General features: G+C 40.1%; 13 protein-coding genes. 7 read left to right on the top strand and 6 right to left on the bottom strand.

Annotated features, from left to right (window positions below):
- The first annotated feature begins 172 nt into the window (after nt 1-172).
- From rimP to tyrA, 7 genes are all read left to right on the top strand, one after another.
- Nucleotides 173-628 carry a ribosome maturation factor RimP gene (rimP, locus tag AC979_RS10400; protein WP_049373489.1) on the top strand — a complete coding sequence of 152 codons (456 nt, stop codon included), beginning with the start codon at nt 173-175 and terminating at the stop codon, nt 626-628.
- 15 nt (nt 629-643) lie between these two features.
- Nucleotides 644-2131: a transcription termination factor NusA gene (nusA, locus tag AC979_RS06875; RefSeq protein WP_049373488.1), complete on the top strand. Its 1488-nt coding sequence runs from the start codon at nt 644-646 to the stop codon at nt 2129-2131.
- Between the two features lie 11 nt (nt 2132-2142).
- Entirely contained in the window at nt 2143-4662 is a 2520-nt protein-coding gene (gene infB / locus AC979_RS06870; protein WP_049373487.1) for a translation initiation factor IF-2, read from the top strand.
- 62 nt (nt 4663-4724) lie between these two features.
- Complete coding sequence (locus AC979_RS06865) at nt 4725-4997, top strand: hypothetical protein (protein ID WP_049373486.1); 273 nt, start codon at nt 4725-4727, stop codon at nt 4995-4997.
- 48 nt (nt 4998-5045) lie between these two features.
- Nucleotides 5046-5432: a 30S ribosome-binding factor RbfA gene (gene rbfA / locus AC979_RS06860; RefSeq protein WP_005699364.1), complete on the top strand. Its 387-nt coding sequence runs from the start codon at nt 5046-5048 to the stop codon at nt 5430-5432.
- The gene (truB, locus tag AC979_RS06855) at nt 5432-6355 is read left to right on the top strand and encodes a tRNA pseudouridine(55) synthase TruB (protein ID WP_049373485.1); all 924 of its coding nucleotides are present in this window, start codon (nt 5432-5434) and stop codon (nt 6353-6355) included. Before rbfA ends, truB begins: the two co-directional genes overlap by 1 nt.
- An 85-nt stretch (nt 6356-6440) precedes the next feature.
- The gene (gene tyrA, locus AC979_RS06850; protein WP_049373484.1) at nt 6441-7565 is read left to right on the top strand and encodes a bifunctional chorismate mutase/prephenate dehydrogenase; all 1125 of its coding nucleotides are present in this window, start codon (nt 6441-6443) and stop codon (nt 7563-7565) included.
- A 37-nt stretch (nt 7566-7602) separates the two neighbouring features.
- Here tyrA and AC979_RS06845 read toward each other — a convergent pair whose 3' ends face one another.
- The 6 genes from AC979_RS06845 to AC979_RS06820 form a co-directional block, all read right to left on the bottom strand.
- The gene (locus AC979_RS06845) at nt 7603-8358 is read right to left on the bottom strand and encodes a DUF3944 domain-containing protein (RefSeq protein ID WP_049373483.1); all 756 of its coding nucleotides are present in this window, start codon (nt 8356-8358) and stop codon (nt 7603-7605) included.
- A 193-nt stretch (nt 8359-8551) separates the two neighbouring features.
- Entirely contained in the window at nt 8552-9391 is an 840-nt protein-coding gene (gene queF / locus AC979_RS06840) for an NADPH-dependent 7-cyano-7-deazaguanine reductase QueF (RefSeq protein WP_049373482.1), read from the bottom strand.
- Between the two features lie 24 nt (nt 9392-9415).
- Nucleotides 9416-10201: a Zn-ribbon-containing protein gene (locus AC979_RS06835; protein WP_049373481.1), complete on the bottom strand. Its 786-nt coding sequence runs from the start codon at nt 10199-10201 to the stop codon at nt 9416-9418.
- 2 nt (nt 10202-10203) lie between these two features.
- Nucleotides 10204-10578 carry a SufE family protein gene (locus tag AC979_RS06830; protein WP_049373480.1) on the bottom strand — a complete coding sequence of 125 codons (375 nt, stop codon included), beginning with the start codon at nt 10576-10578 and terminating at the stop codon, nt 10204-10206.
- On the bottom strand, nt 10572-11774 hold the full coding sequence (locus tag AC979_RS06825; RefSeq protein WP_049373479.1) for a cysteine desulfurase: 1203 nt from the start codon (nt 11772-11774) through the stop codon (nt 10572-10574). The genes AC979_RS06830 and AC979_RS06825 overlap by 7 nt, the downstream gene beginning before the upstream one ends.
- Nucleotides 11764-12279: a thermonuclease family protein gene (locus tag AC979_RS06820; protein ID WP_049373478.1), complete on the bottom strand. Its 516-nt coding sequence runs from the start codon at nt 12277-12279 to the stop codon at nt 11764-11766. The genes AC979_RS06825 and AC979_RS06820 overlap by 11 nt, the downstream gene beginning before the upstream one ends.
- Nucleotides 12280-12328: the final 49 nt, after the last annotated feature.

Raw genomic sequence — 12328 nt, 5'->3', positions numbered from 1 at the left:
CATAACCCGAAGGCCGTCGGTTCAAATCCGGCCCCCGCAACCAATAACAAGTTCAGTAAAAAGAACCCCAAATTTGGGGTTTTTTTGTACGAGAAATTTAGAAACTGGGCTTAGGTTCATTGACGAACCTAACCCTTTTTTTATGTCTGAATTTTAAGATTAGGAGCAAAAATTGGCAACATTAGAACAAAAATTGCAAGAGATGCTTCAAGGTGCAGTAGAAGACTTAGGCTGCGAGCTTTGGGGGATTGAATGCCAACGTGCAGGGCGTTTTATGACCGTCCGTTTATTCATTGATAAAGAAGGTGGCGTAGGCGTTGATGATTGTGCTGATGTAAGTCGTCAAGTGAGCGCGATTTTAGACGTGGAAGATCCTATTGCGGATAAATATAACCTCGAAGTGTCATCACCAGGTCTGGATCGTCCACTATTTACGCTTGAACAATTCCAACGTTATGTGGGCGAGGATATCGCTGTGCATTTACGTATTCCTGTTTTAGATCGTCGTAAATGGCAAGGTAAATTGGAAAAAATTGAAAATGACATGTTGACACTTATTGTTGATGGTCAGAAACAAGTTCTTATTTTTGGCAACATTCAAAAAGCCAATGTAATCGCAAAATTTTAAAGGAGAAAAAGGAAAATGAGTAAAGAGATTTTGTTAGCTGCTGAAGCAGTATCTAACGAGAAGTTATTACCACGCGAAAAGATTTTTGAAGCGTTAGAGAGTGCGATTGCACTTTCAACAAAGAAAAAATATGACTATGAAACCGATATTCGCGTATCTATCAACCCTAAAACGGGTGAGTTTGATACATTCCGTCGTTGGTTGGTGGTTGATGAAGTTAAAGTGCCAACAAAAGAAATGACTTTAGAAGCGGCACAATTTGAAGATCCGAATGTTCAACTTGGTGATTATGTTGAAGACCAAATTGAGTCTATCGCATTTGACCGTATTGCGATGCAAACTGCTCGCCAAGTGATCAGTACAAAAATTCGTGAAGCAGAGCGTGCGAAAGTAGTTGAGCAATTCCGTTCTGAAGAAGGCAAAATTGTTACGGGGACGGTGAAAAAAGTAAATCGTGAAAGCATCATTTTAGATTTAGGCAATAAAGCTGAAGCCGTGATTATGCGTGAAGATATGCTTCCACGTGAAAATTTCCGCCCTGGCGATCGTGTTCGTGGTGTGCTTTATAAAGTGAATCCAGAAAGCAAAACTGCACAACTATTTGTGACTCGTGCGAAACCTGAAATGTTAATCGAGTTATTCCGTATTGAAGTACCAGAAATCGGCGAAGAAATGCTTGAAATCCGTGGTGCAGCTCGTGATCCAGGTTCTCGTGCGAAAATTGCGGTGAAATCAAATGACAAACGTATCGACCCAGTTGGTGCGTGTGTGGGTATGCGCGGTGCTCGCGTTCAAGCGATTACCAATGAATTAGGTGGTGAACGTGTGGATATCGTACTTTGGGATGATAATCCGGCACAATATGTGATTAATGCAATGGCACCAGCTGATGTGACTTCAATTATCGTAGATGAAGATAATCACTCAATGGACATTGCGGTTAATGCTGACAACTTAGCACAAGCAATTGGTCGTAATGGTCAAAATGTACGTTTAGCGACACAATTAACCGGTTGGACATTAAATGTCATGACTACTGAACAATTAAATGAAAAACATCAAGCAGAAGATACCAAAGTATTAAATTTATTCATGGATAAATTAGGCCTTGATGAAGAGTTTGCTCAAATCTTAGTGGATGAAGGCTTTACTTCATTAGAAGAAGTGGCTTATGTTCCAGTAAGCGAGCTAACTGCAATTGATGGTTTAGAAGATGAAGATCTTATCGAAGAGTTACAAGGTCGCGCAAAAGATGCCATTACTGCAGCAGCAGCAGCTGAAGAAGAAGCCTTGAAAAAAGCGAATATTGAAGATCGTTTATTAAATCTTGAAGGGATGAATCGTCACATTGCCTTTAAATTAGCTGAAAAACAAATTACTACGCTTGAAGAACTTGCTGAGCAAGGTGTAGATGATTTAGCTGATATCGAAGAATTAACCGCAGAGCAAGCCGCTGACTTTATTATGGCTGCGCGTAATATTTGCTGGTTTAGCGAAGAGTAAGGAGTTTAATAATGACTGAAGATGTAAAAAATGCGGATGCGAATGCACCGAAAAAACTAAGTATTCAACGCAGAACAAAAACAACCGTAAGCAGTACAACAGCTGGCGGTAAAGCAAAAGCGGTACAAGTTGAAGTTCGTAAAAAACGCACTGTGCCAACAGATGCTGCCCGAAAAGCTGCTGAGGCAGAAAAATTAAAAGCACAGCAAGAAGCAGAGAAAAAAGTGGCAGAAGAAAAAGCACGTTTAGCTGCTGAAAAAGCTGCAGCAGAAAAAGCGAAAGCTGAAAAAGCTAAGGTTGAAGCAGAAAAGGCAGCGAAACTAGCACAAAGTGCGGTTGAAAATAAACCTAAATCTGTTGATCCAGAAAAAGAAAAACGTAAAGCGGAAGAAGCAGAACTTCGTCGCAAAGCGGAAGAGCTAGCTCGCCAAAAAGCAGAAGAGCAAGCGCGTAAAGCAGCTGAAGATGCTAAACGTTATGCTGAAGCGGATACGTCAAGCAATGAAAGCGCATCAGAAGATTATACAGATTACAATTTAAGCTCTCGTTATGCTTTAGAAGCAGAAGACGAAGAAGAACGCCGTAATGAAAATCGCGGTCGCGGTAAAAATAAAGTCGCTAAGGCGAAAAAAGAACGCGATGACGTGAAAGGCGGCAATAAAAATGAGCGCGAATCTAACCGTAAAAATCAAAAAGACGGTAAATTCGGTAAAGGTAAAAATGGTAAGAAAGGTGCAGCATTACAACAAGCCTTCACAAAACCTGTTCAGGTTGTGAAACAGGATGTTGTTATTGGTGAAACCATTACCGTTGCGGAATTAGCAAATAAAATGGCAACCAAAGCGACTGAAATCATCAAAGCGATGATGAAGATGGGCGAAATGGTAACCATTAACCAAGTGCTTGACCAAGAAACAGCACAGTTAGTGGCTGAAGAATTAGGTCACAAAGTGATTCTTCGTAATGAAAATGAACTTGAAGAAGAAGTATTAGGCGATCGTGATGTTAACGCAGAAAAAGTGACTCGTGCACCAGTTGTAACGATCATGGGTCACGTTGACCATGGTAAAACTTCATTGCTTGACTATATTCGTAAAGCGAAAGTTGCAGCCGGTGAGGCGGGTGGTATTACGCAGCACATCGGTGCGTACCACGTAGAAATGGATGATGGCAAAATGATCACCTTCTTAGATACACCGGGACACGCTGCATTTACCTCAATGCGTGCACGTGGTGCAAAAGCAACGGATATCGTCGTTCTTGTTGTTGCTGCAGATGATGGTGTGATGCCTCAAACCATTGAAGCGATTCAACACGCGAAAGCAGCAGGTGCGCCTTTAGTGGTTGCGGTGAACAAAATTGATAAACCAGAAGCAAATCCAGATCGCGTAGAACAAGAATTACTTCAACACGAAGTGATTTCTGAAAAATTCGGTGGTGATGTACAATTCGTTCCTGTTTCTGCGAAGAAAGGTACCGGTGTTGATGACTTATTAGATGCCATCTTGCTTCAATCAGAAGTACTTGAATTAACGGCTGTAAAAGATGGCATGGCAAGTGGTGTGGTGATTGAATCTTACCTTGATAAAGGTCGTGGTCCGGTTGCGACAATTCTTGTTCAATCTGGTACTTTACGTAAAGGTGATATCGTACTTTGCGGTTTTGAATACGGTCGTGTTCGTGCAATGCGCGATGAAAACGGTAAAGAAATCGATGAAGCAGGCCCATCTATCCCTGTTGAGGTGTTAGGTCTTTCTGGTGTACCAGCAGCGGGTGATGAAGCAACTGTAGTACGTGATGAGAAAAAAGCACGTGAAGTGGCGTTACACCGTCAAGGTAAGTTCCGTGAAGTGAAACTCGCTCGTCAGCAAAAAGCGAAACTTGAAAATATGTTTAGCAATATGACTGAAGGTGATGTGGCTGAGCTTAATGTTATTGTGAAAGCGGACGTACAGGGTTCTGTGGAGGCGATTATTCAATCGTTACAAGATCTTTCTACTGATGAAGTGAAAGTGAAAGTAGTGGGCTCAGGCGTAGGTGGTATTTCTGAAACTGATGCAACCTTAGCGGCAGCCTCTAATGCGATTATGGTCGGCTTTAACGTTCGTGCGGATGCTTCTGCTCGTCGTATTATCGAAGCAGAAAACATTGACCTTCGTTATTACTCCATCATTTATGAACTATTAAATGATGTGAAAGCCGCGATGAGCGGTATGTTACAACCTGAATTCAAACAAGAAATCATCGGCTTGGCTGAAGTGCGTGATGTGTTTAAACATCCGAAATTTGGTGCAATCGCCGGTTGTATGGTGACCGAAGGTGTAGTAAAACGCAACAACCCAATCCGTGTATTACGTGATAACGTGGTAATTTTTGAAGGTGAATTGGAATCTCTCCGTCGCTTTAAAGATGACGTTTCTGAAGTCCGTAATGGTATGGAATGTGGTATCGGCGTTAAAAACTACAATGACGTGAAAGTCGGCGACCAAATCGAGGTGTTTGAAGTCGTTGAAGTTAAACGTTCAATCTAATCGATAAAAAGAGCGGTCAAAATTCAACGTATTTTTGACCGCTTTTGTCATTGGAGCTAAAAATGGAATCAATGTTTGGTTGGGCGGCGATCAATGCTATTTTAATTGCTTATGGGTTTGGGCAGAAGAAATGGAAATTTCTAATTATCCCCATTGCTGTAAAACTTTGTTTTTGGATAGCCAGCATTTATCATGCCCAGTTATCCTATGAAGAACGTGGGGCAGACTGGAGTCTAGTTGTTGTGATGGATGTCATCGTGAATGTCATCGCAGGTCTCATTGGCGTAGTGATCGGTTTTATCCTTCGCCGAAATAAAACCAAATCAGAGAAATAATTTGTAACCTATAAATGTAGGTAAAACTTACTTAGTAAGAGAAATATTATGGCAAGAGAATTTAAACGCAGCGATCGCGTTGCACAAGAATTGCAAAAAGAAATCGCCATCATTTTACAGCGTGAAGTAAAAGATCCCCGTATTGGCATGGTAACTGTGTCAGATGTGGAAGTATCAAGCGATTTAGCGTATGCAAAAGTGTTTGTCACATTTTTGTTTGATCATGATGAAGTGGCTATTGCACAGGGCATGAAAGGTTTGGAAAAAGCAGCACCTTATATCCGTTCATTAGTGGGTAAAGCGATGCGCTTACGCATTGTGCCGGAAATTCGTTTCTTCTACGATCAGTCCTTAGTTGAAGGGATGCGTATGTCTAATTTAGTGACAAACGTGATTCGTGAAGACGAGAAAAAACACGTTGAGGAAAATGACTAATGTCGAGACCTCGTAAGCGTGGACGTGATATTGATGGCGTATTTTTATTAGATAAGCCACAAGGTATGTCATCTAATGACATTATGCAAAAGGTGAAACGCTTATTCCAAGCGAATAAAGCAGGACATACTGGTGCGCTTGATCCATTAGCAACCGGTATGCTGCCCATTTGTTTAGGTGAAGCCACAAAGTTTTCACAATTTTTGTTAGATGCGGATAAACGCTATGTAGTCACAGCAAAATTAGGTGAACGTACGGATACCTCTGATGCTGAAGGACAAGTGGTAGAAACGCGCCCTGTCAATGTAGAAATATCACAAATTTTGACCGCACTTGAACAATTTCGTGGTGATATTTTACAAGTACCGACCATGTTTTCTGCATTAAAGCACAATGGGAAACCGTTGTATGAGTATGCTCGTGCAGGCATTACAGTAGAACGTGAAGCCCGTCCTATCACGATTTTTGAGCTAAACTTTATCGAGTATCAAGCACCTTTTCTAACTTTAGAAGTGCATTGTTCGAAAGGAACCTATATCCGTACATTAGTGGATGATTTAGGTGAAGTGTTAGGTTGTGGCGCTCATGTGACAGTGTTACGTCGAACTGCGGTTGCGGATTATCCAACAGAAAAGATGATGACATGGGATGCTTTGCAGGTGCTTGCAGAGCAAGGTGATCTTGAACAACTTGATCAACATCTTTTACCGACAGATACAGCGGTCAGTAAATTACCCGCATTACAGCTAAATGCCGAGCAAAGTAAAGGTATCGGCTTTGGACAACGAGTTAAATTTGCTAATGAAGCAAAATTACATGGTCAAGTGCGGTTATTTTCTGACGAGAATATCTTTTTAGGCGTAGCACTTGTCGATGATAACAATGTGATTCGTCCACAACGCTTGATTACGCAATCTCTCTAACTATTTGCCTTTCTTTTTTAATTCCAGTAATCTCACCTGTAACCTTTTAATTGCAATCATGTAAATAAGATATTACAGGTGAATTATGGATGCCCTTAACCATTTACGTCAGGAAATTGATGCGCTCGATCGTGAACTGATTCAACTTTTTGCTAAACGTCTCGAATTAGTAAGCCAAGTAGGCGAAGTAAAGCACGAAAAAGGCTTGCCGATTTATGCGCCAGAACGTGAGTTAGCCATGTTACAAGCACGCCGAGAAGAGGCGGCTAAAGCGGGGATTTCCCCTCAGCTTATTGAAGATGTGCTACGTCGTTTCATGCGTGAATCTTATTCCAATGAAAATCAATTTGGTTTTAAAACCCTGAATTCAGCCATTAACAAAATTGTTATCGTCGGTGGTTACGGAAAAATGGGGCAATTATTTGCACGTTATTTACGTGCCTCTGGTTATCCTATTTCTATTTTAGACCGAGATGATTGGGATGTGGCAGAACGCATTTTAACGAATGCGGATGTTGTTATAGTCTCAGTGCCGATTGATCACACGTTAGAAACAATTGAACGTCTAAAGCCACATTTAACCGAAAATATGCTACTGGCGGATCTTACCTCCGTGAAACGTATTCCATTAGCTAAAATGTTAGACGTGCATAAAGGGGCAGTGGTTGGGCTGCATCCAATGTTTGGTCCCGATATTGCTAGCATGGCAAAACAAGTGGTTGTACGTTGTGATGGGCGTTTTAGTGAGCGTTATGAATGGTTGTTAGAGCAAATTCAAATCTGGGGTGCAAAAATTTATCAAATTGATGCAGCGGAGCATGATCACAATATGACGTACATTCAAGCATTACGTCACTTTTCCACATTCGCGAATGGTCTGCATCTTTCCAAACAACCAGTCAATTTAAGTAATTTATTGGCATTATCTTCCCCGATTTATCGTTTGGAATTAGCCATGATTGGTCGTCTATTTGCCCAAGATGCGGCACTTTATGCCGATATTATTATGGATAAGCCAGAAAATTTAGATGTGATTGAAAGCCTGAAACAAACGTATGAAGAAGCATTGCAATTCTTTGAAAAAGGCGATCGCCAAGGGTTTATTGATGCTTTCCATCAAGTGAGAGAATGGTTTGGAGAATATTCTGATCAATTCTTACAAGAGAGTCGTCAGTTATTGCAACAAGCTCACGATTTACGACATGTGTAAAATAAAAGTGCGGTTAAAAATAACCGCACTTTTAAGCTTATGAAAAAGAGATTTCATTAGCAGTATTAGCATATAATACTTTTTGTCGTAAAGCGGCCACTTGGATAACTGCAGGAATGGTAACTCGATATGCAGGGCCAGCAATATCAATAGCCGTCCATAATCCAGTAATTACCCATCCGATAGGGCCACTCAGTACAGCAACTGTTCTTGTTAATGCAGCATTACCAGCAAGGGATAATCCTCTTCCAATTAATGCTTTTAATATTGCATTAACAACAATTAAGGTTAATTGGTAAGATTTGAATCCGCCCATTTTAAAAATTGTTTGAAATGAAGCAAGTAAAGCTTGTTTTGTAATATTTTGAGTGTTTTTAATCCCAATTTCTGTGGCAAGCTGTTTTATTTCATTAGAAGACATTTTTTCTAGTGCATCTTCTAATACTTTTGATAAAAGTGCATTCTCAATTCGTTCTACATTAGAATTTTTATTATAATTAACTTTCATTTTGTCGCATACATCGCAAAGTACTTTTTTATATAGTGCGCCTTTTCCACCACTAATTAGTGTGAAGAGAGAGTTTGCACCAAAACATTGAATTTCAGCTGCAATTTCTTTCCAGTACATACTATGGCTTGGGTTATATTTTTTATATGCTTTAGTCTTAGTTAATTCTTCAGTAAATCTACTACTACCATCTTTATCATGAGTTAAGCAGTAAACTAGATCATTTAAATCTTCATCAGAACATTGGGATAAAAATTCTAAATCAGAATCTGTACGATAAGCCATTTGGAACCTCGAGTTAGTTATGTTTAAGTTTATGTTTTTTTTACTAAATTCTAGAGTGTTAAAAAATAATGTCAATAGAGATATATTCTAATAATTGTAGAACACTAAAAATTAAATTATGAAAAAAACTAATAAGAGTATTTATAACGTATCATCTTCCTTGCTGTTTACGTAAGTTTTTCTATTCAAATTTTTATTGTCTTGCCAAGCGTAAATTTTGCGGAATTTCCTCAAAGTTAGAACGGAATGGATTAATGTCCAATCCACCACGCCGCGTATAACGCGCATAGACGGTGAGTTTTTCTGGTTTGGCGTAATGCATCAAGTCACAGAAAATACGCTCGACACACTGCTCGTGAAACTCATTATGTTGACGGAAAGACACGATGTAGCGGAGAAGTTTTTCGCGATCGATTTGTTTACCCACATAATGAATTTGCACGGTTCCCCAATCGGGCTGACTGGTGATAAGACAGTTAGATTTTAATAAATGACTTACTAAGGTTTCTTCCACCACGTTATTGGACGTACAATCTTGCAAAATGTCTGCATCAAATTCGTAGCTGTGGATTTCGATATCCTGATCATCAATGCAATCGCCCGGTAAAGTATCAATACTTTGTCCTTGATAATGGGATAAAGGATGCAAACGTACTTTGACCTCGCCTTGAGCACAAGCACTTAGATCTTCACGCATAGTGCGTTCTACGCTAGCAAAATCAGCAAATTTACTTTGGTTAAAGCTATTTAAGTAGAGTTTAAAGCTTTTCGATTCAATTAAATTTTCACTGCGATAATCAATTTCCACATCAGCAACGGCTACTTGTGGCAAACCTTTTGGATTTAACCAAGAAATTTCGTAGGCTGTCCAAATATCCGCCCCTTCGGAAAATGGCTGTTGTTCAGTTATGCCTAAGCCATCACGATTGAGTTTTCGAGGCACGGGTTGTAACAAAGTGCGGTCATAATTCGCAGCATATTCTGTTGCTTGACCGAGTTTTAAAGATTGAAGGCTTTTATCTTGATAGTTCATTTGTTTTCCTGAATGACGAAAGCGTTATAAAAAATTCCACGACACATTCGAGACTAATCGACATTGGTCGCATTTAAAGTAAATTACATCAAATAGTGGTGCGTCTAATGTCCAATCGCCACCACATTGCGGGCAACAGCGTTGTTGTTCCGATTCTAAAGAATGTCCACCGACACGGTATAAATAATAATAGGTCGGTATGCCACTTTCTTTTTCGATTTCAGTAGCAAGGTAGCGTCCATGTTTACAGAGCGTGCTATTAATCTCGGAGATTTCGTTTAATGCTTCTTTTTCTAAAGCTGAACCATTCATTTGCAACTGATCGCAAGCCTGCCAATTTTCCTGCCATTTAATCAAATCTTGGCTTAAGTGCGGTTGATTTTTTAGCTGTTTATAAAGTGGAATTGGGGAGAAATCATCTCCGCTATGCAATGGCGAGCAAGATTGCAAATGTGTGGTATAAAGCATCTGCCATGCAGGATGGCTGCATTCTGCGGTGCTGTCTGCATTTAAATCATCGGCAATAATTTGAAAACCCTGAAAATTTAGACCGCACTTTTCAGTATTTTCCATCGCCAGATTTACAGTTTGGTTATTATTCTCGGGTAAAAGGCTATCTTGCTCAGGGCAAATAACGCGCATTGCAAAACCTTGTTCGCTGTCTTCCTCCATCAAATAAAGCGGGATTTCACGGCCGATAATTTGTCCGTTATAACGCCATTGGTCGATGACGGCATTGAGCAAACGGCTTTGTAGGGCAATGTCGTTTTCTAAGGCGGTCAATTTAAAAAAGGGTTCGATCAGATACATAATTACAGATTGTGCAAGATTTCTTGAATTTGCTTTAAACCGTTCAAGCGAGTTTCACTTAAGCGAGAGGCTATACCAAGTTCATCAAAAAATTGACGAATATTAAATTGTTGTAATTGGTCTCGGGTTTGGCCGTTGATGTTTTGCAACAACAACCATAACAAACCATTCATAATGCGCGCTTCGCTGTAAGCTTGAAACTGAAACGTGCTGTCATTTTGTGGAATGGTCTTAAACCAAAGCCTTGCTTCGCAGCCTTGAATCGATTGCATTTGAGCTAATTCATCTGGAGAGGGTTGAGGAAGATGCTTACCGGCTTGAATAATGAAACGGTAACGATCTTCCCAATTTTTTGCCTGTTTAATGTTTTCTAGCATGCTAATAACTCTAAGGATTTATCTAATGCCGCAAAAAAAGCATCCACATCTTGTGGGCTATTGTAAGGCGCAAAAGAAAGTCTTAATGTAGTACGCTCACCAAGACGGGCTAAGTAAGGTTGGGCACAATGTTCGCCAACACGCAACGCAATTTTTTGTTCGCTCAGGAGCGTAGCAAGATCGGATGTCGCAATACCATCAAAAATAAAACAAACCACTGAACTTGGCTGCGGCGAATTGAATAAGCGACAATTCGGATAGTTTTTTAACCGCACTTTACTTTGCTCGGCAAGCTCAACGGCATGCGCCTCGGCAGCCTGAAAATCCCATTTTTTGAGCCAATCTAGCACTACACCAAAGCCAATCACGCCCGCAATATTTGGTGTACCGGCTTCTAATCGATAAGGTAAATTGGCAAAGGTAATACATTCATGGGATACGCGCTCAATCATTTTTCCACCGTAAAAAAGTGGTTGTAGCAGGGAAAGCGAGCTTAATTTTCCGCTTAATACGCCAATGCCGTTTGGTCCATAAATTTTGTGTGCAGAAAAGGCGATAAAATCCGCATCTAATGCCTGTAAATCAATTTGTATATGGCTAATAGCTTGGGCGGAATCTACTAAAATGAGCGCATTGCTATGTTGACGGATTACTCGAATTAAATGCTGGATATGTTGTTCCGTTCCCGTTACGTTGGAAACAAAATTGAGTGCGACTAATTTGGTTTTCTCATTTAAGGCTGCAATCAAGGCATTTTCATCAATTAACCAATTATCCAAAATAGGCAGCACTTGAATTTTCGCTCCGCATTTTTTCGCTGTTTCATGCCAAGTAACATAATTAGCATGATGGTCTGCTTGGCTAATTAAGATTTCATCTCCCGCATGTAAAGAGGGAAGTAAACCGTTGGCAACCAAATTAATGCTATGAGTCGTCCCAGACGTCCAAATTACGGCTTTTTCATCTTCCGCATTAATTAAGGTTTTAACTAAGTGACGAGCATTTTCATATTGTGCTGTTTGTGCCGCTTCATACTGACTACGATGTACGGAGCCCGCCGATTGATAAAAAGTACTCGTCGCATCAATTAGTGCTTGAGGTTTTAATGCCGTCGCTGCATTATCCAAATAAACCACGGCATTTGGCGATTTAAAATAAGGGAATTCATTTTTAAATGATTGGTAATCAAAAGCCATGGTTATCTCCGTGTTTGAGTGTTTTTTTCTGTTTACGCCATTCATAAGGGGCAATAGGGGTGGGATCTCGCCATAAGCCGATTTTTTGTTGTTGGGCAAAATCTTGTGCCTGGAAGTAGATTGGATTTTTAGCATATTGCGGATAAACCCAAGCCATGCCGTTTTTCACCATTTCTAAGTTGATATTTTGTTCTTGTAGATAAACCGTTGCCAAAATACGTTGGTAGCGATCATAACCAGAAACTGACAACGTCACATTTTGTTTGAAAACAAGCTGTGAAAGATATTCTTTGGCTTTCTTTCCAAATGGTTGGCCTTTTTCTGGCGCATCAATTTCTTGTAATCGTACTTTGAATTGTTTTTTAGTGGGTAAGAGGCAAGTTAAGGTATCGCCATCACTTACACCAACGACCCAACACGCCATTTGGCGCTCAGTAGCGAGTGAAAATTGCGTCCAAAGTGGGGTCAAAATTATGGTTAAAAATAAGAAGAGTTTTTTAATCATTTGGAATTTCTTTGATCTACATCGCAAAATTTAGCTAAAATGAATGGGT

Origin of the sequence: Parahaemophilus parainfluenzae, from assembly GCF_001053575.1 — a bacterium.
GTDB classification, from domain to species: domain Bacteria; phylum Pseudomonadota; class Gammaproteobacteria; order Enterobacterales; family Pasteurellaceae; genus Haemophilus_D; species Haemophilus_D parainfluenzae_S.
The sequence above is the reverse complement of the archived record's forward strand: the minus strand, read 5'-3'. Positions and strand labels throughout refer to the sequence as shown.